The sequence below is a fragment of the Streptomyces sp. NPDC021749 genome, from assembly GCF_040640655.1.
Taxonomy (GTDB): Bacteria; Actinomycetota; Actinomycetes; order Streptomycetales; family Streptomycetaceae; genus Streptomyces.
Genome location: NZ_JBFACE010000036.1, coordinates 22,187 through 46,545, shown reverse-complemented (window position 1 = coordinate 46,545; position 24,359 = coordinate 22,187). Strand labels below are relative to the sequence as shown.

The 24,359-nt window shown below is 71.4% G+C and carries 22 protein-coding genes and 1 riboswitch; of the genes, 13 read left to right on the top strand and 9 right to left on the bottom strand.

Annotated elements, in window-relative coordinates:
• Positions 1-68 precede the first annotated feature (68 nt).
• From AB0G35_RS28735 to AB0G35_RS28725, 3 genes are all read left to right on the top strand, one after another.
• A complete protein-coding gene (locus AB0G35_RS28735) occupies positions 69-503 on the top strand; it encodes a MerR family transcriptional regulator (RefSeq protein WP_360955545.1) in 435 nt (144 codons plus the stop codon).
• Between the two features lie 67 nt (positions 504-570).
• On the top strand, positions 571-2,382 hold the full coding sequence (locus tag AB0G35_RS28730; protein ID WP_360955543.1) for an HSP90 family protein: 1,812 nt from the start codon (positions 571-573) through the stop codon (positions 2,380-2,382).
• Entirely contained in the window at positions 2,379-5,390 is a 3,012-nt protein-coding gene (locus AB0G35_RS28725) for a tetratricopeptide repeat protein (RefSeq protein ID WP_360955541.1), read from the top strand. The genes AB0G35_RS28730 and AB0G35_RS28725 overlap by 4 nt, the downstream gene beginning before the upstream one ends.
• A gap of 13 nt (positions 5,391-5,403) precedes the next feature.
• Here AB0G35_RS28725 and AB0G35_RS28720 read toward each other — a convergent pair whose 3' ends face one another.
• Positions 5,404-6,135 (bottom strand): hypothetical protein, encoded by a 732-nt coding sequence (locus AB0G35_RS28720; RefSeq protein ID WP_360955539.1) that lies wholly within the window; start codon positions 6,133-6,135, stop codon positions 5,404-5,406.
• A gap of 614 nt (positions 6,136-6,749) precedes the next feature.
• Positions 6,750-7,328, bottom strand: a complete 579-nt coding sequence (locus AB0G35_RS28715; RefSeq protein ID WP_360955537.1) for a hypothetical protein — start codon at positions 7,326-7,328, stop codon at positions 6,750-6,752.
• A 101-nt stretch (positions 7,329-7,429) separates the two neighbouring features.
• On the opposite strand from AB0G35_RS28715, the gene AB0G35_RS28710 reads away from it, so the two are divergent.
• Positions 7,430-7,996, top strand: coding sequence for a PadR family transcriptional regulator (locus AB0G35_RS28710; RefSeq protein WP_360955535.1), 567 nt, complete (start codon positions 7,430-7,432; stop codon positions 7,994-7,996).
• A 51-nt stretch (positions 7,997-8,047) separates the two neighbouring features.
• Positions 8,048-9,772, top strand: a complete 1,725-nt coding sequence (locus AB0G35_RS28705) for an acyl-CoA dehydrogenase family protein (RefSeq protein WP_360955533.1) — start codon at positions 8,048-8,050, stop codon at positions 9,770-9,772.
• A gap of 158 nt (positions 9,773-9,930) precedes the next feature.
• Here AB0G35_RS28705 and AB0G35_RS28700 read toward each other — a convergent pair whose 3' ends face one another.
• On the bottom strand, positions 9,931-10,521 hold the full coding sequence (locus tag AB0G35_RS28700; protein ID WP_360955531.1) for a GNAT family N-acetyltransferase: 591 nt from the start codon (positions 10,519-10,521) through the stop codon (positions 9,931-9,933).
• A gap of 5 nt (positions 10,522-10,526) precedes the next feature.
• Positions 10,527-11,894 (bottom strand): glycosyltransferase family 39 protein, encoded by a 1,368-nt coding sequence (locus AB0G35_RS28695; protein ID WP_360955529.1) that lies wholly within the window; start codon positions 11,892-11,894, stop codon positions 10,527-10,529.
• Between the two features lie 412 nt (positions 11,895-12,306).
• Between AB0G35_RS28695 and AB0G35_RS28690 the strand changes: the two genes are divergently transcribed.
• Positions 12,307-13,167 (top strand): DUF4190 domain-containing protein, encoded by an 861-nt coding sequence (locus AB0G35_RS28690; protein ID WP_360955527.1) that lies wholly within the window; start codon positions 12,307-12,309, stop codon positions 13,165-13,167.
• A 138-nt stretch (positions 13,168-13,305) separates the two neighbouring features.
• Positions 13,306-13,938, top strand: a complete 633-nt coding sequence (locus AB0G35_RS28685) for a DUF1524 domain-containing protein (RefSeq protein ID WP_360955525.1) — start codon at positions 13,306-13,308, stop codon at positions 13,936-13,938.
• Positions 13,939-14,068: 130 nt separating this feature from the next.
• Here AB0G35_RS28685 and AB0G35_RS28680 read toward each other — a convergent pair whose 3' ends face one another.
• Positions 14,069-14,527, bottom strand: coding sequence for a MerR family transcriptional regulator (locus AB0G35_RS28680; RefSeq protein WP_360955524.1), 459 nt, complete (start codon positions 14,525-14,527; stop codon positions 14,069-14,071).
• A gap of 79 nt (positions 14,528-14,606) precedes the next feature.
• Between AB0G35_RS28680 and AB0G35_RS28675 the strand changes: the two genes are divergently transcribed.
• Positions 14,607-15,554, top strand: a complete 948-nt coding sequence (locus AB0G35_RS28675; RefSeq protein ID WP_360955523.1) for an SDR family NAD(P)-dependent oxidoreductase — start codon at positions 14,607-14,609, stop codon at positions 15,552-15,554.
• Between the two features lie 170 nt (positions 15,555-15,724).
• Positions 15,725-16,738, top strand: a complete 1,014-nt coding sequence (locus AB0G35_RS28670) for a hypothetical protein (protein ID WP_360955522.1) — start codon at positions 15,725-15,727, stop codon at positions 16,736-16,738.
• A 68-nt stretch (positions 16,739-16,806) separates the two neighbouring features.
• Here AB0G35_RS28670 and AB0G35_RS28665 read toward each other — a convergent pair whose 3' ends face one another.
• Positions 16,807-18,141, bottom strand: a complete 1,335-nt coding sequence (locus AB0G35_RS28665) for an alpha/beta hydrolase (protein ID WP_360955520.1) — start codon at positions 18,139-18,141, stop codon at positions 16,807-16,809.
• 142 nt (positions 18,142-18,283) lie between these two features.
• On the opposite strand from AB0G35_RS28665, the gene AB0G35_RS28660 reads away from it, so the two are divergent.
• The 3 genes from AB0G35_RS28660 to AB0G35_RS28650 all read left to right on the top strand — a co-directional run bounded on the left by AB0G35_RS28660 (position 18,284) and on the right by AB0G35_RS28650 (position 19,797).
• Complete coding sequence (locus AB0G35_RS28660) at positions 18,284-18,859, top strand: TetR-like C-terminal domain-containing protein (RefSeq protein ID WP_360955518.1); 576 nt, start codon at positions 18,284-18,286, stop codon at positions 18,857-18,859.
• 73 nt (positions 18,860-18,932) lie between these two features.
• Positions 18,933-19,376 (top strand): helix-turn-helix transcriptional regulator, encoded by a 444-nt coding sequence (locus AB0G35_RS28655; protein WP_360955516.1) that lies wholly within the window; start codon positions 18,933-18,935, stop codon positions 19,374-19,376.
• Between the two features lie 10 nt (positions 19,377-19,386).
• Entirely contained in the window at positions 19,387-19,797 is a 411-nt protein-coding gene (locus AB0G35_RS28650; RefSeq protein ID WP_360955514.1) for a VOC family protein, read from the top strand.
• A gap of 315 nt (positions 19,798-20,112) precedes the next feature.
• Here the strand turns inward: AB0G35_RS28650 and AB0G35_RS28645 are convergent, their stop codons facing one another.
• Entirely contained in the window at positions 20,113-21,225 is a 1,113-nt protein-coding gene (locus tag AB0G35_RS28645; RefSeq protein WP_360955594.1) for a HoxN/HupN/NixA family nickel/cobalt transporter, read from the bottom strand.
• A gap of 30 nt (positions 21,226-21,255) precedes the next feature.
• Positions 21,256-21,505, bottom strand: a riboswitch (cobalamin riboswitch).
• Between the two features lie 81 nt (positions 21,506-21,586).
• On the opposite strand from AB0G35_RS28645, the gene AB0G35_RS28640 reads away from it, so the two are divergent.
• The gene (locus tag AB0G35_RS28640) at positions 21,587-21,961 is read left to right on the top strand and encodes a metalloregulator ArsR/SmtB family transcription factor (RefSeq protein WP_360955512.1); all 375 of its coding nucleotides are present in this window, start codon (positions 21,587-21,589) and stop codon (positions 21,959-21,961) included.
• Between the two features lie 107 nt (positions 21,962-22,068).
• Here AB0G35_RS28640 and AB0G35_RS28635 read toward each other — a convergent pair whose 3' ends face one another.
• Together AB0G35_RS28635 and AB0G35_RS28630 are read right to left on the bottom strand one after the other, a co-directional pair.
• Positions 22,069-22,947, bottom strand: a complete 879-nt coding sequence (locus AB0G35_RS28635; RefSeq protein ID WP_360955510.1) for a carbohydrate ABC transporter permease — start codon at positions 22,945-22,947, stop codon at positions 22,069-22,071.
• Positions 22,944-24,350: an ABC transporter permease subunit gene (locus AB0G35_RS28630; protein WP_360955508.1), complete on the bottom strand. Its 1,407-nt coding sequence runs from the start codon at positions 24,348-24,350 to the stop codon at positions 22,944-22,946. The genes AB0G35_RS28635 and AB0G35_RS28630 overlap by 4 nt, the downstream gene beginning before the upstream one ends.
• Positions 24,351-24,359: the final 9 nt, after the last annotated feature.

Below are 24,359 nucleotides of genomic sequence, written 5' to 3'. Positions count from 1 at the left end.
GACGGCGTCGCCGCACGCTAAAGGGTGGAGTAGGCTCCAAGGTCAAGCCCACGAACTGACGGGGAGTCATGCGCATCGGGGAACTGGCCGCGCAGGCGGGCATGACCAAGGACACCATCCGCTTCTACGAGAAGCTGGGACTCGTCACCGCCCGGCGGTTGCCCAACGGCTACCGCGACTTCCCGCCCGAGACCGTGGCCTGGCTGCTCTACGTCCGCACCGCGCAGACGCTCGGCTTCCCCCTCGCCGAGATCGCCCGGCTCGGCGAGGAACTGCGCGACGCACCGGACTCCGCCACGGCACTGTCCGCGCTGTTCGAGGAGAAAATCGCCCTCCTCGATGCCCGGATGGCCGAACTCGCCGCTCTGCGTGCCGAACTCCACGCCCGCGTCGGCACCGGCTGCCCCCTCCGGGCGGGCGGGCCGGCCGACCGGGCGCCCGCAGCGGAAATCCATGGTCGGCTCCGCACCGCGGCTCCTATGATGGCCGGACCTGACCGCTGACGGCCACCTGCCGTCCGATCCGCGCCGCCGGACCAACGCACCGCACGTCCCGCGGACGCACGGATGAATGACTTCCGATCACATACCGCACACCTTCCAGGTCGATCTGCGCGGCCTGGTGGACCTGCTCTCCCACCACCTCTACTCCAGCCCCAGGGTCTATCTGCGCGAACTGCTGCAGAACGCCGTGGACGCCATCACCGCCCGCCACGCCGAACAGCCCGACGCCCCCGCCCGCGTGCGCCTCCACGCGGACGCACCGGGCGTGCTGCGGGTGACGGACTCCGGGGTCGGCCTGACCGAGGCCGAGGTGCACGATCTGCTGGCCACCATCGGGCGCAGCTCCAAACGCGACGGCCTGGAGTCGGCCCGGGCCGGATTCCTCGGCCAGTTCGGCATCGGTCTGCTGGCGTGTTTCGTCGTCGCGGAGGAGATCCGCGTCGTCAGCCGGTCGGCGCGGGACGCCACCGCCCCGCCCGTGGAGTGGACGGCCCGCGACGACGGCTCGTACACCGTGCGGACGCTGCCGGAGGACGCGCGCCCGGAGCCCGGCACCACCGTGCACCTCACCGCCCGGCCCGGCACCGCCGAATGGCTCACCGAGGACCGGGTGACCGCGCTGGCAAAGGACTTCGGCTCGCTGCTGCCCCATGACATTCGGGTCGGGGACGAACCGGTCACCGCTCGCCCGGCCGTCTGGGAGCGCCGCCACCCGAGCCCGGCCGCGCGGCGCGTCGCCCTCGCCCGCCACTGTCACGAGCAGTTCGGCTTCACACCGCTCGACTCCATCGACCTCGACCTGCCGGTGGCGGGGGTACGCGGGGTCGCCTACGTCCTGCCCTCCGCGGTCAGCCCCGCGCAGCGCGCCGGGCACCGGGTCCACCTCAAGGGCATGCTGCTGAGCGAACGGGCCGACGAACTGCTGCCCGACTGGGCGTTCTTCGTCCGCTGCGTGATCGACACCGACAGCCTGCGCCCCACCGCCTCCCGCGAGAGCCTGTACGCCGACGAGACCCTCGCGGCGGTCCGCGACGCCCTCGGCGCACGCATCAAGGACTGGTTCACCGGTCTCGCCGCCGGGGACCCCGAGCGGCTGGCACAGTTCCTCTCCGTGCACCACCTGGGCGTGAAGTCGCTGGCCCGGCACGACCGGGACGTGCTGACCGCCATGCTGCCGTGGCTGCCGTTCGAGACCTCGGACGGGCAGCTGCCGCTGGAGGAGTTCGCCCGCCGGCACCCCGTGGTGCACTTCACCCGGACCGTCGAGGAGTACCGGCAGGTCGCCGCCATCGCCGCCGCGCAGGGCATCGGCGTCGTCAACGGCGGCTACACGTACGACACCGAGCTCATCGAGCTGCTGCCGGAGGTCCGGCCCGGCACGAACGTCGCCGAGCTCGACGCCGACACCGTGGCCGCCCACCTCGACCCGGTCGACCCCGCCGAGGAACTGGCGGTGTCCGGGTTCCTCGCAGCCGCCCGCAGCAAGCTCGACGCGCTGGGCTGTGACGTGGTGCTGCGCACCTTCCACCCGGTGTCCGTCCCCGCGCTCCACCTCGACGACCGCTCGGCCCGCCAGGAACGGGCCCGGGCCGAGGAGGAGGCGCAGGCGGACGAGTTGTGGGCCGGCATCCTCGGCAGCCTGCGCGGCAGCGCACCCCGCGCCCGGCTCGTCCTCAACCACCACAATCCGCTGGTCCGCGGCATCGCCCGGATCGAGGACCCGGAACTCGCCGGCACCGCCGCCGAGGCGCTGTACGGCCAGGCCCTGCTGATGGCCCAACGCCCGCTCCGGCCCGCCGATTCGGCGCTGCTCAACCGGGCGTTCCTGGACCTGCTGCGCTGGGCCACGCACCAGGACGACCAGGGGGAGGCCCGATGAACGATGACGTCCGCAGGCTCCGCGACATCGCGGACATCCGCCGGGGGCTGGCGGACAACCTCGACGCGCCCAACGGCCCGGCCCGCAACGGCCGCGCCGAGGAACTCGTGGCCAGGGCCGAGGAGACCGGAGACCGGCGACTGCTCCTCGACGCGCTCTTCGGGCTGATCAGCGGCTACCAGTTCAGCGCGGAGAGCGGCAAGATGTTCGTGCCGTTCTCCCGGCTGCTGCGCCTGTGGGACGAGGATCCCGGGGCCTTCGACGGTTCCGCCGTCTACCGGCTCCACTGGCGCTTCAAGTGGGTCAGCAGCGGCATGATCGACTACCCCGGCATTCCGCTGGACTCCATCCGCCGCTGGCTCACGGAGATGGCACACCGCTACCGCACGGCCGGGTACTCGATGCGTGCGGTCCGCGCCGCCGAATTCCGCCTCGCCGACCACCTGGGTGACGAGGCCCTCGCCGGCCGGCTGCTGGCGGACTGGATCGCCGCCGACCGCGACGACATGAGCAACTGCCACGCCTGCGAACGCAATGCGCAAGGCTCCTGGTACGCCGACCACGGTGACGACGAACGCGCCCTCGCCCTCTGGGCGCCCGTGCTGGACGGCGAACTCGGCTGCCGGGAGGAACCGCACCGCATCCTCTCCCGTTCCCTGCTGCCCCTGATGCGGCTCGGACGGTACGACGAGGCGCGCCACCACCATCTGCGCGGCTACCGCATGGCCCGTGGCAACGAGAGCCTCCTGCCGACCATCGGCCGGCACATCGAATTCTGCGCGCTGACCGGCAACGAGGCGCGCGGCCTGGAGATCCTGGCGGAGCACACCGCGCACCTCGACCGGGACGGGGACATGCTCGACCGGCTGGACCTGCTCGCCCCGACGGCCCTGCTGCTGCGGAGGCTGGTGGCACTGGGCCACGGCGACCGGCCCGTGGCCGCACCGGCCGGCACCACCCGCACCGCCGCCCGACTCCTGGCGCGTACCGAGGCGGCGGCCACCGAGCTGGCCAGGCGCTTCGACGAGCGGAACGGCACCGATGCGGTCAGCAGCGGGGTGGCCCGGCGGATGGCCGGCACGCCGTTCCCCGGCCGGCTTCCGCTCGGCGTCCGCGGCGGACCGCTCGGTACGGGCTCCGCCGCCCGTCCGCAGCCCGGGCCGACGCCCGCTCCGGTGGCGGAGGCGGAGCCCGACGACGTCGCCGCGCTGCTGGCCGAGGCCCGCCGCCGCACCCAGGCGCAGCACCCGGACGCCCGCGCCGCCTGGAGTGCCGTCGCCGGTGCCGCGGAACGCACCGGCACCGAACTGGACGCGCGCGCCCGCGCCGAGGTGACGGACCACCTGGCCAGGGACGCCTTCGACGACCCGGACACATCGATACCCCTGTTCCGCGGGGCCGCCGAGCAGTTCGAGGCCGCCGGCGACCCGGGCGAGGCCGCCCTCTGCCGGGTGCGCGCCGCTTCGTGCGCCGCGGTCTCCGGCCGCCCGCAGGAGGGCCTCGCCGAACTCGACGCGGCCTGCGTGGAGGTGCGCACGCTGCACGCCGAAGGGCGGGCCACCGCACGCCAGTTGACCGTGGCGTGGAACACCGCCGCCCGTACCCGGCTGGGTGTGCTCCACGCGGCGCCGGACCCGGCAGCGTCCGCGGCGGCCCTGGAGGAGGAGCTGCGCGCGGTGCTCGCCTTTGCCGAGCAGCACCGCGGCGAGGACCGGGTGCTGTCCGGCCTGGCCGACGCCACCTGTCTGCTGGGCAGCGTGGTCGAGGGACGCGGCGACGCTCCTCGGGCCGGCGAGCTGTTCCGCCGCGCGGCGGAGCTGTTCCACGAGGCCGCCGTGCCCTGGTACGCCACCGAGGCCGAGGCCCAACTGGCCGAGCTGGCCTTCCAGGAGGGGGACCTGCGGACCGTCGAGAAGGCCGCGCGGGCCGCCCTCGACCACGGCGGCGAGCTGCTCAACCCCGTCGGCTGCGCCCGCCTCCATCTCCTCCTCGCGGAGGCCCTGGCCGCCCTCGGCGGCGACGACTCCGAGGTGGCCGCCCATGCGCTCGACGCCACCCACTGGGCGGACGAGGCCGGCGACGGCTTTGGGCTCGGCGCATCGGCGCGGCTGGTGCTCGGCGGTGCCCTCCTCCGCCTCCGGCGCTTCGACGAGGCGGCGTCCGTTCTGGAGAGCGCCCTGCCTGACCTCCGGGAGCACCACGCCGAAGGCGCGGTCGTCCAGGCCCGCCGGTGGCTGGGCGCATGCCTGGACGGGATGGGCGAGCCGCGGGAGGCGAGCGAACAGTTCCTGCTCGCCGCCGACATCGCCAAGGGCTGGGACGGCCAGCGCGAACACGCCGTCCTCGCCCATCTCGCCGGTGACGCCCTGCACCGCGCCGGGCTGCACGATCAGGCCGGTGCCGCCTACGTCCGGGCCGAGGAACTCTGGCGCGCCCTCGGCCAGCCGCACAGCGCCGCCCGCGCGGTGCGGGCCCGCGGCTGGCTGGCGCTCCTCGACGCGGAGAGCGGCCCGCCGGTCGCCCGGGCCCTGATGGCCACGGCCGAGCAGCTGCTCACCGAGGCCCTCGACGAGGCGGCGGACGACGACCGGCGCACCCGGCTGCGGTCCGAACTCGCCGACACCCACCGCCAGACCGCCGAGCTGCTGCTCCGCGCCCGCGCGTCCGAGCCCGACGACCAGGACGAGGACGAGGACACCGCACAGCGCGCCTACGAAGAGGCTCTCGGCCATGCGGAGCTGGCCATCGCGGGCTATGCCGCCCTCGGTGAGGCGGCTCGGCACGACCACAACGCCGCCCGGCTGACGGCCGGTTGGCTGGAGGCCCACTTCGGCCGCCGCTCCGCCGCCGGCGCCCGTGCCCGTGCCGTCCTGGACGACTACGGCGACGGCGACACGGACGGCACGGCGGACGAGGGCGCGGACGGGACGGCGGACGAGGGCGGGGAGGAAAGGACCGTGCAGCGGCACCGGGCGGAGGCCCGGGCGCTGCTCGACCACGTCGCGTAGGCCGCCGGGCCGACTACTTCGCCTTCTGCACCTTCGCCACGATCTTCTTGGTCAGATCGAGGCCGGCGGCGCCCTTGTCGTCGGACTGGACGTTGTAGAAGGTGGTGATCACGACGTTGCCGACCCGGGACGCCACCAGTGTGGTGCCGCCTTCCCACTCAGGGGCGGTGAGGACGGCCTTGAGGGTCTCGTCACCCGTCTTCGGGACGGTGGTGGTCTTGATCGTCACCGCGGCGCTGGTGCCGCTGGACTTGTCCGTGAAGTGCGCACAGTGCCGGAGCACCTGGCCCAGCCGCAGCATGACCGTTTGCGCGTCTTTGCCCCGGAAACTGTCGACTTCCTGGTTGAACTCCTCCTGGGCGGCGTTCGCGAAGTCGCCCTGGGCGAAAGCGGCTCCTTCGATACCGGCGGTCTGGATCCAGGCGCTGGCCTCCAGCTTCGGGCAGGCGCCGGCCAGGTCGAGGGGCGCCTTCGACGAGGCGGGCGCCATGGCGGTCCCCGAGTCGCGGGTGGCGTGCGGATCGGCCTTGTACCCCTTGGGCAGTTCGCCGACCGGGAGCAGCAGAGCCTTCAGCCGGGTGCCGTTGAGCAGGCCGGCGTTCGGCCCGGCGGCGTCCGAGGCCCCCTTGTGACCTGCGGAGGCGTCGGACGACGGGTGGTCGGAGCCGCCGGAGTCGCAGGCGGTGAGGGCGAGCGGCAGCACTGCGGTCGCGGCGACCGCCGTCAAGGCACGACGAAGCTTCATGAAGCCTTCTTCTGGATCAAGAAAGGAAGTGAGGAAAGCAATACGAGCCGTCGCGGTATGGGGGTACGCGGTGCGGCAGGCGCTGATCGTAAGGCTGAGCAGCCATGACGCCCAGCGATCCGCCGCTGCCCGGCAATCGGTTGACCGGGCAACCGGAGGGGACGATTCCGTGAAACCGGGCAGTTGCCCTGGATTTTCGAGATTTTTCTATGGTGAACGTCACGCCGGCGAGGCTTTCGTCTGCCGTGGTGCGCGCGACGGCGCCCGGCGCGCAACGCACTCCGTGGGACATGTATCCATACGTGGCTGAAAAGCGCTCAAATCCGGCTCCGCCGCGTGCGCGCCGCGCTCGCCCGACGAGCCGAGGCCCACGCCACGGAACGAAGGCCGGTCCAGCGTCGCCGGACAGGTCTCCCTCCTGATGTCGGCCATCGTGAGCGCGCTGGTCGCGGCCGCGGGCGTGGTGCAGGTACTGCAGGCCCGACGTGAGAGCGAGCAGACCGCCGGCGCCCGGCCCCGCACTGCACCGCATCTGCGCCACGCCGCCACCACGGACGACGGCGGCCGCGGCCGGTACCTGGTCGCCCACCCCTCGCCGACCGCTGGGGCGCCCGCTACACCCCCGAAGGCAAGATCATCTGGACCGGGCGGCAGCTCATGTGAGGAGCCGGACAGCCGGTGCCTGCTCGCTCCTGGCCAGCGGCTCGGCGCAGTGGCCGCAGGCGTCCTGCACCGGCCTGGCCATGTTGGTCTGCATGCTGAACGCTCCGGACTCTCCGGCCTGCGGGCAGGAGTACCCGAGGAACAGGCGGACCCACGGCGCGCGTCAGCGCGGTCGACGGCCGATCCCGCTTCGCGTCGTGGAACGGCGCCCACCAGTAGTCGACGACGGCCCGCAGCGTCGTCCGGTGCTGCTCGTTGGTGACGTCGAAGGCGGCGATCCGGGCGGCAGCGGGATGCACCGGGTGCGCGTCGTCCCCCGAGCAGGCAGCGTGCTCCTGCCCGTACTGGAAGCTGGTCGTGCGCCCGGTGCGCCCGCAGATGAAGCAATCCAGGCTCAACGCCAGCTTCTTCTGCCAGTGCAGGTTGTGGAAGCCCTCGCCCCCTGAGAGGTGGGCGAGTTCGGCGGTGATCTGAACACTTCGCAGCACGTGGCGATCATCCCAGATCGCAAGGGTGACCGTCTGGCTCACGGCGCGGCCGGGAACGGATCCGAGATGTCGTCAGGGTGAGCCGGGTCTCACCCGGCCGGCGCCTCTTGTTTATGCAACGAGTTGCATAGAAGGATCGGGGCATGGCGCTCGAACACGCGATCCTCGTCTCGCTGCTGGAGCGGCCGGGCTCCGGCTATGAGCTGTCCCGGCGCTTCGAGCGGTCCATCGGTTACTTCTGGACCGCCACCCACCAGCAGATCTACCGCGTGCTCAAGCGCATGGAGAGCGACGGCTGGATCGACGTCCGTGAGGTGCCGCAGCAGGGCCGGCCGGACAAGAAGGAGTACTCCGTCGCCGCCCGCGGCCGGGCCGCCCTCTCCGAGTGGCTGCACGAACCGATCGAACCCGAAAGCGTCCGGCACGACCTCGCGGTGAAGATCCGCGGTGCGGCCTTCGACGATCCCTCCGCGCTGATCCGCGAGGTCGAACGGCACCACCGGGCCCACACCGACCGCCTCGCGCACTATCTCGCGGGCGAGCGGCGCGACTTCACCGGCCCCGACGCCCCCACCGCACCCGACGCCGGACAGCAGCTCCAGCACGTGGTGCTGCGCGGCGGCATCGCCTACGAGCGGATGACGCTCGCCTGGCTCGACGACGTCCTCGACACCCTCCGCCGGCTCGGCGCGACACCACCGTCCGTCTGAACGGCCCGTAACCCGACCCCTCAACCACCGACCCCCGGAAGGCGACCCTCCATGGCCGACCAGCTGCTGTTCAACCCGCACACCTACGACCCGGCGCACTTCGACCCCGAGACCCGCAGGCTGCTGCGCGCCACCGTCGACTGGTTCGAGAGCCGCGGCAAGCGCAAGCTGATCGAGGACTACCGCTCCCGTGCCTGGCTGGCGGACTTCCTCGAATTCTCCGCCGAGGAAGGGCTGTTCGCGACCTTCCTCACCCCGGCCTCGGCCGCCGGCGAGGGGCAGCCGGACAAGCGCTGGGACACCGCCCGCATCGCCGCCCTCAACGAGATCTTCGGCTTCTACGGGCTCGACTACTGGTACGCCTGGCAGGTCACCATCCTCGGCCTCGGCCCGGTCTGGCAGAGCGACAACGCCACCGTCCGCGCCCGCGCGGCCGAACTCCTCGACCAGGGCGAGGTGTTCGCGTTCGGCCTGTCCGAGAAGGCGCACGGCGCCGACATCTACTCCACCGACATGCTGCTGGAGCCCGACGGCGCCGGCGGCTTTTGCGCCACCGGCTCCAAGTACTACATCGGCAACGGCAACGCCGCCGGCCTGGTCTCCGTCTTCGGCCGCCGCACCGACATCGAGGGCCCGGACGGCTACGTCTTCTTCGCCGCCGACAGCCGCCACGAGGCGTACCACCTGGTGAAGAACGTCGTCGACTCCTCCAAGTACGTCAGCGAGTTCCGCCTGGAGAACTACCCGGTCGGCCCCGACGACATCCTGCACACCGGCCGCGCCGCCTTCGACGCCGCCCTGAACACCGTCAACGTCGGCAAGTTCAACCTCTGCACCGGCGCCATCGGCATCTGCGAGCACGCGATGTACGAGGCCGTCACCCACGCCCAGAACCGCATCCTCTACGGCCGCCCGGTCACCGCGTTCCCGCACGTGCGCCGCGAACTGACCGACGCCTACGTGCGCCTCATCGGCATGAAGCTGTTCAGCGACCGCGCCGTCGACTACTTCCGTTCCGCCGGCCCCGACGACCGCCGCTACCTGCTCTTCAACCCCATGACGAAGATGAAGGTGACCACCGAGGGCGAGAAGGTCATCGACCTGATGTGGGACGTGATCGCCGCCAAGGGCTTCGAGAAGGACACCTACTTCGCCCAGGCCGCCACCGAGATCCGCGGCCTGCCGAAGCTGGAGGGCACCGTCCACGTCAACCTCGCCCTGATCCTCAAGTTCATGGGCAACCACCTGCTCGCCCCGGCCGAGTACCCGCCCGTGCCCACCCGCCTCGACGCGGCCGACGACGCCTTCCTCTTCCGTCAGGGTCCGGCCCGCGGCCTGGGCGCCATCCGCTTCCACGACTGGCGCACCGCCTACGACGCCCACGCCCACCTCCCCAACGTCGCCCGCTTCCGCGAACAGGCCGACGCCCTCTGCGAGTTCGTCACCACCGCCGCCCCCGACGAGAAGCAGAGCCGCGACCTGGACCTCCTGCTCGCCGTCGGCCAGCTCTTCGCCCTGGTCGTGCACGGCCAGCTGATCCTGGAACAGGCCCGGCTCACCACCCTCGACGAGGACGTGCTGGACGAACTCTTCGCCGTCCTCGTACGCGACTTCTCCGCCCACGCCGTCGAACTGCACGGCAAGGACTCCGCCACCGAGGCACAGCAGACCTGGGCCCTGGGCGCGGTCCGCCGCCCGGTCACCGACGAAGCCCGCTCGGCCCGCGTGTGGGAGCGCGTGGAGGCGCTGGCCGGGACGTACGAGATGGCGCCGTAACAGCGAACTGACCGGTCACGGTACGTCACATGAGGTCCGGTGTCCGAGAGGGCACCGGCCCTTCCCCCGCCTGGCGGCGCTCGCCGACGACGTGGCGACCGGCCGGTGGCAGGCCCCCGTTACGCCGACCTGCTCGCGCGTGACGCCCTCGACGTCGGCTACCGGCTCCTGGTGGCGGACCACTGACCCGCCGTCTGCTGTTCCCACTCGGCCCTGGTCAGGGCGTACTCCACCTCGCCGTGCTCGGAACCGGCGATGACTTCGGGCCGGTCGGCGAAGTAGCTGCGGACGTGGTGCAGGCCCGCCTTCTCCATCACACGTCGGGAGGCGGCGTTGACGGCCATCGTGCGCGCGGTCACCCGGTGGACACCGAGCTCGGTGAATCCCCTGCGGATCAGCGCCCGTGCGCCCTCGGTGGCGTAGCCCCGGCCCCAGGCCGCCCGGCGCAGGCGGTAGCCGAGCTCGACGACGGCCGGGCTGTCCTCCTCGACGGGACGGAACTCGAACCAGCCGAGGAACTCCTGGGAGCCCTTGGTCTCGGCGGCCCAGTAGCCGACGGTCCCGGTCGCCGGGAAGACGCGCAGCAGGCGCGGCAGGGACTGGGTGCGGACCGTCTCGCGCGGCGTCGGCCGCCCGCCGTTGAGGTACCGCATCACCTCGGGATCGGCGTTCAGCTCGACCAGTCGGTCGAGATCTCCTGCGGTGAGCGGGCGCAGTGCCATCCGTGCGGTCTCCAGGAAGGTGTCCATACGGCTCATTGTCCCGTTCGGTGACACTTCCCACGTTCGTAGAGGCTCACTTGGCGGCCCCGGTCGACGCTGGCCGAGCAGCGCACGAAACGTTCGTCCAGCACCCGCTGCTTGGTGAGGTCGCGGGCGGAGTCGGCCTGGCGCGGTCCGGGATCGGTGACGAGCACGATGCGCCGTGCGCCCAGCATGGCGCGCTCTATGGCGCGTGGTCCGGCCTCTATGCCCTTCAGCGTGCCTGACTCCACCGGCCCCTGGGCCAGGGCCAGATCCCGCAGGCCGGCGAATGCGTGCGGCGATACGAGAGCGGTGTCGCGGCGCGCGGCGGGAATGTAGAGGACGCCGTCGGCGGTGCCGCGCATCCGGCCGACCCTGGCCGCCGCGCTGAACACGTCGTCGATACGGCTCTGTTCGGTACGCAGACGGAGCTCGAACGGCAGCAGCGCCAGGAGGGCGAGGGCGACGGCGACGGGGAGCAGCACCCGGGCGTCCGCTCTGAGACGTGCGACGATCGCGGCGAGCAGGGCGCCGATCAGCAGCGCGAGACCTGCGTAGGCGAACAGTACGTAGCGGGTCACGTAGAGGGGTTTGACCAGGGAGATCAACGCCAGGCCGACCTGGGGTACCGCGCAGAGGGGGAGTGCGACGACCGCGAGGTTCAGGCGCGGGCCGGGCCCGGCCTCGCGCGTGCTCGCCGAACCGCGTGCCTGCGGCAGACGCGTGCAGAGGGCCGCGATCGCCCCGGTGATCAGCACACCGAGGACCGTCGACCAGCCGAGCGGCTTGATCCAGGAGATCTGCGAGGCTTGCGCACGGCTGGTCAGGATCACCGGCAGGGCCGCGGCAACGGCTGCCGAGGCGGCAAGTGCCCACCCTGAAGCGCGGGTTCGGTCGGGCCGCACGCACACCAACGTGACGCCGTGCGCGACCAGCGCGAACAGCGAGAACCAGTTGAGCCAGGCGGCGATCAGCACGGCCGCCGCATAGCCGGCCCACCGCCGGCCGTCCGGCCGTTCGAGGGCGCTCACCAGCAACCACGTGGCGAGTACGACGAAGGCGAGCACGAGGGCGTACGACCGCCCCTCCTGGGCGTGCTCCTGCACCGCCGGTACCATCGCCAGGGCGAGCCCGGCGGCCGTTCCCGCCACGGGAGTTGAGAGTCGGGCGCCGACCAGCGCGGTCAGTGCGCACGCGAGGGCGGTGGCGAGCACCGAGGGCAGCCGCAGGGTCACCAGACTGTCGCCGAAGAGCGCGAAGACGGTGTGCATCACCGCGTAGTACAGGCCGTGGACGACGTCGACCTGGCCGACCATGTGCGCTATCGCGGTCAGCGACCGATGCGCTGCCTGCCAGGTCGCTGCCTCGTCCCGCCACATGCTGTGCTCGCGTGTGATGCCCCACAGCCCGAGCGCCAGTGAAAGGACGGCGGGACCGGCGCAGACGGATCTGCGGATGGATACGCGGATGGATATGCGGCCGTGCCGCACGGTGCCCCCCAAAAAAACTGAAGACGGGAACGCCTGCTGGAGCGGGCGTTCCGCGAAAGCCGAAGGGGGAGCCGTGGACAGGCCCGATGATCTCCCCGTCGCCCAGAATCTACGGCGACATGGGTACATGTCCCACTGTCACGTCGCATCCAGGTGCAGTTCCGGCGGAGCTCACATCGAGATTTGCCCAATTGGCAGTAAATGTCCTGCCTATCGGCATCTTCGCTGGTCCGGGAGTGAGGCAATAAAATCGAAAACTACTCGGGCAGGTCCGAGTGCCTCGTTGCCCGAAGGGATTCGCATGACCACGCCCACCTCTTCCGACGGCTCCTCGTCCGCGGGGAGACAGCCGCTGGACCACGATCCGTGGGCCCCGCCCTCGTCCGCAGCGGGTGAGGTGCCCCGCCTGCCGTACCCGGCGCAGACCGCGCAGCCCCGTAACGGCATGGGCATCACGGCGCTGGTGCTCGGTCTCGTGGGCATCGGTCTCGGCGTGTTCATCATCCTGTTCTGGATCTCCTGGTTGCCCGCCCTGCTGGCGCTGATCTTCGGCTCCATAGGACTGGGCCACGCGCGCAAGGGGCTGGCCACCAACCGGGCCATGGCCCTCAGCGGTCTCGTCATGGGCATCGTCGGCCTGCTGATCGCGGCCGGTGGCGCGGCCTTCACCGTCGTGGCGGTCGAGCACGTCGTCGACCACGCCCGTGCGAAGGTCAAGGAGGTCAAGAAGGAGAAGGAGGCGGCGGCAGCCGGCGAAGCGGCCCGGCACCTGTCCTTCGGCGAGCCGTACACCTTCGGCGACGGACTGAAGGTCACCGTCGCCAAGCCGAAGCCGTTCGTCCCGGACGCATTCGCCAACGGCCACGCCAAGGGCAACAAGGCCGTTGAGGTGACGGTCACGGTGGTCAACACGGGAAAGCAACGGGTTTCGATCGAGACCGGGTTGCCCGACGTCAACGACGCCGACGGCGCCTCGGCGGAGCTGGTGATCGACGGAAGCGGCCGGCAGAAGGTCCTCACCGGCTACGTCCTGCCCGGCAGGAAGGCCGTCGGGAAGTACGCCTTCTCGCTGCCGCCCGCTGCCGCCGACCGTATCGAGGTCGAGTTCAGCCCCGACGTCCTGCGCTGGGACGACGCGTACTGGAGCGGCGCCACCCGCTGACCTCCGGGCGGCGGTTTCCAACGCGTAGGTAATGAACGGTAAATGAGCGTGTCATGTTCATTCAACGCGCGTAGCGCCCGGCCCCCGTTGTGCGGTTCCCTGAAGTGTCTCTCCAACCCCCACACTTCTGGAGACCCCATGCGCCGTGCCGTTCTCGGTCTGTCCGCCGCCTCCGTCACCCTCGTCGGCCTGACCGCCGCGCCCGCGCTGGCCGAACCGCCCGCGCCGCCCTCGACGTCCACCGCCCGTGCCGAACTCGCCGCCCTCACCGTCGCGCCCCCGCACTCCATGGACGGCTACGCCCGCGACAAGTTCGACATATGGGCCAAGCAGCCCGACGGCTGCACCACCCGTCAGGACGTCCTCGCCCGCGACCGCAAGAACGTCGTCGGCGAGGGGGCCGACTGCCAGCCGAGCAGCGGCAGTTGGTACTCCGCCTACGACGACACCACCGTCACCGACGTCGCCCAGGCCACCATCGACCACATGGTCCCGCTCGCCGAGGCCTGGCGCTCCGGCGCCGACACCTGGAGCGCCGACCAGCGCAAGGACTTCGGCAATGACCTCAAGGACCCCCAGCTCCTGATTGCCTCGGAATCCTCCAACAGCTCCAAGAGCGACAGCGGACCGGCCGACTGGAAGCCGACGAACCACGCCTTCTGGTGCACCTACGCCAAGGACTACACCCACATCAAGTCCGTCTGGAAGCTCACCACCACCGACAAGGAGAAGACCGCCCTCGCCTCCATGCTCGACACCTGCACCAACTGACCCATGGGCGCAGGGGATTGAGGCCCCCGCCGGGGCGCACCGCCCCCGGCACACATACGTAGTGCGGTGCCCGGCCGGCCACCCCGCCGGCCGGGCACCGGGCCGGCGGGGCGCACCGGCCCGGGCTGCCTCAGCGCTCCTTCGGCTCCTCGGCCACCGCGTCCGAGGGCGGAGGCGGAGACGCAGGGGCCCACACCCCCGCGGCGGTGCCGTCGCGAAGGTGCTGCTCGTAGGTCACGACCTTGGTGTGGATGACGTCCAGGCACGCCTGGAGATCCGCGATCTTCGCTTCCACGTTGCGCTCGTGCTCGCGCAGCAACGCCAGCCGGTCGGGTTCGTTGCCCGTACCGGAGCGGACGAGGTCGGCGAACTTCCTGATCCTGGCGATCGGCATGCCCGAGGCGCGCAGCCGGTCGCACAGCGCGAGCCAGTCCACATCCGTCTGCGCATAGACGCGCTGGCCACCGGCGGAACGCGGGATCTCCCGCAGGAACAGCCCTTCGCGTTCGAAGAACCGCAGCGCATGGACGCTCATGCCGGTCAACTCGGCGACCCTGCCTATGGACATGCCGTTCGCGGTCTCATCCATCCGGTCCGTCCTCCATCCTCTCTCGGGCAGCGAACCGTACCTTGACCTAGCGTGCACTCAAGCTTCTAGCGTCGTCCGCATGATCACCAAGCAGCAGAAGATCGGCACGGGATTCGGCGCGCACAGTACGGCCGACGACGTCCTCGCCGGCATCGACCTGACCGGCACCACCGCGCTGGTCACCGGCGGATACTCCGGACTCGGCCTGGAGGCGACGGGCGCCCTGGCCCGCGCCGGAGCCCGGGTCATCGTTCCGGCCCGGCGCGCGGACACCGCCGAGGGCGCCCTGCGCGACGTCCCCGGGGCCGAAGTCCTGGCACTCGATCTGGCCGACCTGGACAGCGTCCGGACCTTCTCCGACCGCTTCCTGCAGACCGGCCGCACCCTCGACATCGTCATCAACAACGCGGGAATCATGGCCTGCCCGGAAACGCGCATCGGGCCCGGCTGGGAAGCCCACTTCGCCGTCAACCACCTCGGGCACTTCGCGCTCGTCAACCGCCTCCGCCCCTGTCTCGCCCCCGGCTCCCGGGTGGTGGCCGTGGCCTCGTCGGGGCACTTCCTGTCCGACATCCGCTGGGACGACCTCCACTTCCGTACCGGCTACGACCGCTGGCTCGCCTACGCCCAGTCCAAGACCGCCAACGCCCTCTTCGCGCGGCATCTCGACCGCCTCGGCGCGGCGAACGGCCTGCATGCCTTCGCCGTGCACCCGGGCAGCATCCTCACTCCGCTGCAACGCCACGTCCCGCGCGACGAGTGGCTCGCGCACGGCTGGATCACCCCCGACGGCGAGCCGGCCGACGGCTTCAAGACACCGCAACAGGGCGCAGCCACCGCGGTCTGGGCCGCGACCTCCCCGCTTCTCGATGCGTACGGCGGTGCCTACTGCCAGGACTGCGACATCGCGGACCCGGCCGAAACCGACGACATGCTCGTCGGCGGTGTCAAACCCTGGGCCACGGACCCCGAATCCGCCGCCCGCCTCTGGGAACTCTCCACCGAACTCACGGAGACGGAGTTCTGAGGCGGAACGGAGTGCCGAGCGGGGCCGACCGGGTCGAGCTGCCTGCGGCCCCTGGGCGTCGTACGGTGGAAGTGCGCCGGTGGGCCCCGGGTCCGAGTGGGGGCACCAGGAGCGCGAGGTCATGAATCGCTCCTCGACGCCGTGCGCGCCACCGGACGAGGGAAACGGCCATGTCATGGGGACTGCGCGAGGCGGTCGGCCTCACGAACGCGGGCACCCAGTGCCCCAACCACGCCTCTGACCAGCAGGAGGTCGCCGAACTCCTGGATGCCGTCGGCCTGCCCGCCGGCGGGACATCACTGGACGAGCTCCCCCCGATCGGGGAGGGGAACGCCTCGCACGAGCTCTGCGAGGCGATCCGCACCTTTCAGACGGTCCAGGACGGTCTGATCGCCGACGCCCGGGTGGACGTGGGAGCGGCCACCTGGGCCCGTCTGATGGAGCTGGTCGATCCGGACCACACTCCCGGCGGAGAAGGCGTCCCCTTGCTGCTCTCCGTCTCGACCTACGAGGTCACCGAACTGCCGGAGAGCGTCGCCCCCTGGCCGTCCCTGGTCTACACGCTCCAGGGGCAGGTCGCGGAATGGGACGGCCCCGGCATCCGCGTGGAGCTGTGGGTCAACGGGCCGCTGAAGGTCTCCTGGAGCCAGCAGGCCTACGATCTCGGCTGTGAGGTCTCCCCCGACTTCAAGGCACTGGATGCGGCGGTCGCCTCCGGCACCGCACGCGCCGTCGGGGGCGTCGCCCTGGACCTGCTCTGCTCCCGGTTGCGGTCGGAGTCCAGGGCCGCGATCGGGTCGCTGTACGAGGCGGTCAGCCTGCGCGTGGGCCTCGACGGCACGCCCCGGATCGGCGGAACCATCGGCGACGAAACGTCCTTCCTCCGGGTCGAGTTCGACCCGGCGGAACGGGCGCTGATCTACACCGGGAGCATGCGCGTCTTCAAGTCCCAGCCGGTGACCGAGGGCGAGGCACAGGTGTCCGGGGACCTCCGGGTGCAGTTGAAGGTCATCACCCACCAGGACGACTACGCCGCCAGCGTGGGCGCGGCCGTCGCCGTCCTGGCAACCGGGGCCGTGTTCCTGGCCCCTTCGGCGGCGTGGGCGGGCGGCGAGGTCGTTTCCGGCCTGGGCGCGGGCGTCCGGGAAATCCTGGTCCGTATCCCCCTCAGAGCGTTTCCGTAGCCCGAACGCGCCGTCTTGTCAGGCGAGTTGGCTGATCTTTCGGCGTCCGCGCGGCCCGCGTCCCGCCGTCACCTGTGCTCACGAAGGAAGGCCGGGATCCCGCTACGCGTCGGGTAGTCGGGGAGGGGTGCCGGTTCGTTCCGGAGGAACGCGGTGATGGTGGCGTAGGCCCGCTCGTTGTTGGCGTCGAGGCCGTTCCACATGTGGTGTCCGACGCCGGGCATGTACTGCGTGCGCCGGACGGCGGGGTCGTTGGCGAGGACGGCGGTCTCCCACTGGCGGATCTGGGAGGAGCACTCGGCGATCATGAGCATCGCGGGGGTCCGGGAGCGCCGCAGTTGCGGGGCGAGGGAGGCCGAGTCCTTGACGGTCTGCTGGATGCGGAGGCTGGCGGCCGGACTGAAGGAGAAGTTCCGTGGTGTGTCCTCGACCGGGATCCGGTGCGCGTCCCGTGCGCAGTAGGCGGATGCGGTGTCGTCGCCGAGGTCGGCGGCGGTGAACGCGTTGGCGCCCTCGGCCTGTGCGAGCAGCCCGGTGTCCGGGGTGAGGAGCCCGAGTCGCATGAGCCCGAAGGCGACGGCGTAACGGGGGAGGCGTGTCGAGCGCGGGCCGGTCATGGCCGGTGCGAGGCCGCGGGCGGACTTCCGGCCCTTGTGGCCGGTGATCCGCGCGGTGGGTCCGTCCATCGGGCCGGGTTCGGCGATGATCGCGCGGTGGACGCGGGCGGCGACGCGCGGGTCGGCCAGGGCGCGGGTGAGCACGGCGCCGCCCGAGGAGAATCCGAGGACGTCGGCCCTTCCGTGACCCAGGCGGTCGAGGAAGGCGGAGAGATCGCGGACCGACCTGGAGATCGTGTACTGCTCCATGGGGAGCAGGTCGCTCCGTCCGCCGCCGGCCTGCTCGTAGGTGTAGACGTCGTAGCCCCGGCGCGCCAGCAGTTGAAGGAACCGGTGGTCGAGCACCGAGATGCCGCGGACCGGTCCGCCGTTGAGGTAGACGAACGGTATGGGGTGCCGGGTGGCGGCGTGCGCGGGCGGATAGTGGTACACCGCGACCCGGCTGCCCGTGGCCAGGCGCCAGTGCTGGGTGGCCACGAAGGGCAGGGCGGGCGGGTAGCGCCGCGGCGAGGGGACGGTCGGGAGGCAGACCGACGCCGTCAGTGCCGCCGCGACGACCACCGGCAGGAAGGGCACCAGCCGCGCCGGCCCGGTACGGCGCCGGCCCCGCCACAGCGCGAGGACCAGTGCGAGCCCCAGGGTCGTCAGCCATGCGGCGAGCCCCGAGCCGGCGCCGTCCGTGAGGACGAGGAGCGCGAGAAAGACGAGGACCAGCCCCGCGACGGCGACCAGGGCCCGTAGCAGGCGACCTGAGAAGCGGACGAGACGTAGGGCGGAGGGCGGCATGGCGACGTCCCTTTCTGGATCCGGTGGAAGAGAGGAGTTTCCCGGCGTCGTTTCCGAGCAGCGTTTCCGGGCAGCGTTTCCGAACGGTGTTTCAGAACGATGTTTTAAAACGACGTTATCAGAGATGGCTAGGCTGGTCTCCGTGGGCAGGCCGAGAACGAACGACGAGACCGTCAAAGAGCGGCTCGTGGCGTGCGCGACCGAGATGTTCGCCACCCGGCCGCCGGAGCTGGTGACGGTCCGCGCCCTGGCCACGGCCGCCGGGACGTCGACGACGGCGGTGTACTCGCTGTTCGACGGCAAGGACGGGCTGATCGGGGAAGTGCGTGACAGGGCGGTCGCCGGCCTGTTCCAGGACCTGTCCGCGGCACCGACCTCCGAGGACCCGCTCGCCGACCTCTACGCGCTGGCCGTCGCGTACCGGCGATGGGGGCGCGAACACAGCCATCTGTACACGGTGTTGTTCGGCGGAGTGCAGTCCTTCGATCCGTCGGGCGCCGTCGGGACCAGCGACCCCGTCCGGCCGCTCCTCGCGGCGATCGACCGGGCCCTGGCGGCATCCGTCCTCGCCGGTGAGGCGACCCCGATCGCGCTCTCGCTCTGGGTGACCCTGCACGGGCTCGTGACCCTCGAACTGGCCGGGGCGCTCGACACGGCCACCGCCGAGTCCACGTTCCGGTCGACGATCCAGGCCACGCTGCGCGGCTGGCGGAAGTGACCGGCGCGCCCCGAGGGCTGCGGGGCGCGGGCGGCGCTGGGCAACGCCGCCGGAACGTGGCACGATCGCGCAGGTGACCAGCAGACCCACCACGGCGCAGTCCCTGCGCGATCTCGCGCTGCTACGCCGCGTCCGCGACCGGATCGACCGGGAGTACGCGCAGCCGCTGAACGTCGAGGCGCTCGCGCGTGGCGTGAACATGTCGGCCGGGCATCTCAGCCGGCAGTTCCGGCTGGCGTACGGCGAGTCGCCGTACGCCTATCTGATGACGCGGCGCATCGAGCGCGCGATGGCGCTGCTCCGCCGGGGCGACCTCAGCGTCACCGAGGTCTGCTTCACGGTCGGCTGCTCGTCGCTGGGCACCTTCAGCACGCGCTTCACCGAGCTGGTGGGGATGGCGCCCAGTGTCTACCGGCGCCAGGCGGCGCTCGCGCCGGCGGAGCTGCCGCCGTGCGTGGCGAAACAGGTGACCAGACCGATCAGGAATCGAGAAGCGCAGGTCACCGAGCGCCTCTAGCGTGAGAGCCATGGACATCACGATTCACACGAGCTTCCTCCCGCACGTCGATCCGGACGCCTCCCTGGCCTTCTACCGCGACACCCTCGGCTTCGAGGTCCGCAACGACGTCGGGCAGGGCACGATGCGCTGGATCACGGTCGGCCCCGCCGGCCAGCCCGACACGTCGATCCTCCTGGCCCCGCCGGCCGCCGACCCCGGGATCACCGACGACGAGCGCCGCACCATCGTCGAGATGATGGCCAAGGGCACCTACGGCTGGATCCTGCTGGCCACCAAGGACCTCGACGGCACCTTCGAGCGGCTGCAGGCAGGCGACGCCGAGGTCGTCCAGGAGCCGACCGAGCAGCCGTACGGCGTCCGCGACTGCGCCTTCCGCGATCCGGCGGGCAACCTGATCCGCATCCAGGAGGTGCGCTGAGCCGTCCGGCCCTCGCGGCCGCGCCCACGAGGAGGGGGCGGGCCCCGGTACTCCGGCGGCTCGTCCCCTCCGCCCGCTACCGCCCGGCCCCCAGAGCCGCGACACCCACCCCCCCGTCCGCACGCTCACCCTGCCCGGCGGGCACTTCTACCGGGCGGGGCGGACGACCTGATCCGTCTGCTGCGCGAACCGCCCACCAGGGGACGACCGGCGACGAGCGGTGAACTCCCCAAGGTTTTGCGTCCCCGGGGAACTCGACGGGCTCCCGACCCCTATGGTGCGTGCCCCCTTCCGGTGCGGCGGCGGAACGACGCCTCAGCCGTTGCCGGCCGAGCGCGCCGCCCAGCGCTTCTCGACGCCGGCCAGCCGCCAGTACGCCAGCGCCGCGGCCCACACCACCACGAACAGCCCGACGATGATGAAGCCGACGTTGTCGAGGTCGAGTCCGGAGATCCAGCCGGTCACCGGGTCGTTGAGGCCCAGCTTGTCGTGGAGCACGGTGACCAGCTCGATGGTGCCGATGAAGAGGGCGACGGCGATGGACAGGCCGGTGATGGTGAGGTTGTAGTAGACCTTCCGGACCGGGTTGGAGAACGCCCACTGGTAGGCGAAGTTCATGAAGGTGCCGTCGAGGGTGTCGAACAGGCTCATCCCGGCGGCGAAGAGCAGCGGCAGGCACAGGATCGCGTACCAGGGCACGCCGGCCGCGGCGCCGCTGCCCGCCATCACCATCAGCGTCACCTCGGTCGCGGTGTCGAAGCCCAGGCCGAAGACGAAACCGAGCGGGAACATCTGGCCGGGGCGGGAGATGGAGCGGGTGAACCGGCCCAGGAAGCGGTTCATGAAGCCCCGGGAGTCCAGCTGCTGCTCCAACTCGGTCTCGTTGAAACGGCCTTCGCGCATACCGCGGAACACCCGCCAGATCCCGGTCAGCGCGATCAGGTTGAGGGCGGCGATGAGGTAGAGGAACGTGCCCGAGACCGTGGTGCCGATGGTGCCCAGGATCTGGTGGGTGCGGGATTCGTCGTTGAGGAGGATGCCGGCGAGCTGGGCGCCGCCGGCGACGAGGGCGGCCATCACGACGACGACGCTGGAGTGCCCGAGGGCGAACCAGAAGCCCACCGACACCGGACGCTTGCCGTCGGCCATCAGCTTGCGGGTGGTGTTGTCGATCGCGGCGATGTGGTCGGCGTCGAAGGCGTGCCGCATGCCCAGGGTGTAGGCGGTGATGCCGAGTCCGACGCCGAAGACCTGGCTGCCGACGGCGTAGTGGTAGGGGACCACGAGCAGGAACAGCACGCCGAAGGCGACGACGTGCAGCCCCGCTATGACGGCCATCAGGCCCGCGGTGCGGACGGTGTCCTGCCGGCGCCAGCGGAACGCGGCGACGGGGGCAGGGGTGGTCGGGGTATCGGTGGACAGGGCCATCCGGCGGTCACGCTCCAGCACCTCGTGGATCACTTCGTGAGATGCCGTGGCCGGTCTCCTGGCTTTGGGGTACCACCCTGCTCCTTCGGAGCTTGGGGAAGGGTGCACGCGTCCGTCCCCGCCTTCCCGGCCGCAGGCTGCGGTCAGTGGCGCCGTACCCGCGCCGTGCGCGTACGGAAAGGGCCGGAAACTCCCCGATCACAGTGGCGAGGGCCGCTCCGGACTGGGACCACGAGGTCCGTCACCGGTCTTCCCGAGCACCACGGCCCGCCAACCCTACGGGGCGTCCGGCGATCCCTTCAAGCCTGCACAACTGTGCAGGTATCCAAGATCACACTCTGCGACCTGCGAAGATGTCCCCATGCATCTCGTCCCGGCCGAGCGCGCCGACCACCGCACCATCGACGGCCACCGCGTCTGCGACGCCATCGCCGCCATCGGTGAGCCGGGCGAGGTACGGGCCTGGGCCGACCGCTTCGCGCTGCTCGCCGATCCCGGGCGCCTGGCCCTGCTGCTCGCCCTCCACCGGGCCGGCCCCGTCGCCGTCTCCGACCTGGCGGTCGCCACCGGCATGAAGGACACCGCGGTCTCCCAGGCACTGCGCCTGCTACGCGCCGCCGGAGTGGTCGAGGGCGACAAGGACGGCCGGGTGGTGCGCTACCGCGTGGTCGACGACGCGACCGCGGCACTGCTGACCCACTGCGCGCCGGCGGAACCCCACCACGCGCAGGCGTGACGCACGCCCTCCCGCCCGGGGCATGCCTCTCAACAGCACGGACACGCGCCAGGGCCCGCTGTGGTGGACAGCGGGCCCTGGCGCGCGGGCGGGGAGGCGCCCCGGAGCTACTTGACCGAACCGGCCATGATCCCCTGGACGAAGTGCCGTTGGAACACGAAGAACACGATCAGCGGCACGATCAGGGACAGGAAGGCGCCGGGCGCCAGCACGCCGATGTTGCTGCCGAACTGGCGCATCTGCGACTGCAGGGCGACCGTCAGCGGCTGCGACTCGTTGTCCGCGAAGAGCAGGGCGACCAGCATGTCGTTCCAGACCCACAGGAACTGGAAGATCGCCAGACTGGCGATGGCCGGGCGGCCCAGCGGCAGGACCAGCTGGGAGAAGATCCGCCACTCCCCGCCACCGTCCATCCGGGCGGCCTCCAGCATCTCCTTGGGGATCTCCGCGAAGTAGTTGCGCAGCAGGAAGATGGCGAACGGCAGACCGTACGCGGTGTGGAAGAGGATGACGCCGGGGATGGAGCCGAACAGGCCGAGCGCGCCGAACAGTTTGGCCACCGGCAGCAGCCCGATCTGCACCGGCACCACCAGCATGGCGACCACGACCAGGAAGATCCAGTCCCGGCCGGGGAAGTCCATCCAGGCGAAGGCGTAGCCGGCCAGTGCGGCGATCACCACGACCGCGATCGTGGTGGGCACCGAGATCAGCACGGTGTTCCAGAAGGCCTGGACGATGCCCGAATCCTTCAGCAGCGCCGCGTAGTTGTCGAGGGACAGCCGCCCGGGCGCGGTCAGCGCGGTCCACCACCCGCTGCTGGCGTTCGCCTCCTCCGTACGCAGCGAGGAGACGAACAGACCGGCGGCCGGGGTGAGCCAGACCAGGCCGATGACGAGCAGGAACAGCTGGATCACGACACGGCTGATCCGCTTCGCCGGGCGGGCCCGCCGCCTGCGCGGCGTGACGGTTTGCTGGACGGTGGTCATGACTGGCTCCTGCGGAAACGACGGATGTTGAGGGCCATGGCCGGCACCACCAGGAGCAGCAGCAGGACGCCGAGGGCGCTGCCCAGTCCCTGGTTGTTGCCGCCGCCGAAGGAGACCAGCCACATCTGCAGGGCCAGGACGTTGGCGTCCTGCTGTACGGGTCCGGGCGCGATGATGTAGACGAGGTCGAAGACCTTCATCACGTTGATCACCATCGTCACGAACACCACGCCCAGGACGGGGCCGAGCAGCGGCACGGTGATCCGGCGGAAGACCTGCCACTCGTTCGCGCCGTCCATCCGCGCGGCCTCCAGCACGTCCCGCGGCATCGAGGAGAGCCCGGCGCCGATGAGGACCAGGGCGAAGCCGGTCCAGATCCACATGTAGGCGCCGATGATGGCGGGGGTGATGAGGGTCGGGCCGAGCCAGGCGATGCCCTCGTACGGCGGGGCGAAGTCCTTCGCCGGCAGTTGCAGGGCGTAGGACCCCGGGGCCAGCCCGGTCAGCCGGTAGGAGCCGTCGGCCGCGGTGGTCGCCGTGCCCGCCACCTTCCCCCGGGAGTCGACGGCCTCGACGGTGAGCTTCGGCAGCCCGCGTTCGGTGCGGTCCACGGTGCCGGGCTTGCCGCCACCGCCGGGGGTGAAGTCGAGGTAGACCACACCGCGCAGTTCACCGTGTCCGGCCGGGGACGTGGCGGCCCCGGCCGCCGGGCGCGCCGCGTGCGGCATGTCCTTCGGCGCCACACCGACCAGGCCGAGGTTGACGACGTGACCGGGGTCGGTGCGCCGCGCCGTGCGGTAACCCCCGTCCGGGCGCTTGGTCAGCTCCTTGTCGCCGATCCGGGCCTTGGCCGTCGGGAACGAGGTGGACTCGCCCTGGAAGGTGTTGTGGATGCCGACGGTGACCGCGTTGAGGACACCGCGCTGCGGGTCCTGCTCGTACGCGAGCCGGAAGATGATGCCGGCGGCGAGGAAGGAGATCGCCATCGGCATGAACATCAGCAGCTTGAACGCCGTCTTCCAGCGGATCTTCTCGGTCAGCACGGCCAGGACCAGCCCGAGTCCGGTCAGCAGTGCGGGGGCGAAGACGACCCAGATCGCGCTGTTGCGGATGGCCCGCAGCGTGGCCGGGTCCTGGAACATCTGGGTGTAGTTGCCGACCCCGACGAAGGTGTCACCCGAGGCGTCGTACAGGCTGCGGATGACGGAGAACACGATGGGGTACGCGACGAGCGCCCCCAGCAGCAACAGCGCGGGGAAGAGGAACACCGCGGCGATCCGGCGGCGGCGCCGGACGGCGCGCCGCGCGGGGGCGGCGGCCGTCCGGCGGTCGGTGCCGCCCGGGGGGAGGGGCGGGCCGCCGCGCGTGGTGGCGGGCGGCACCGCAGAAGTGGTGGCAGGCATGGCTGGAGC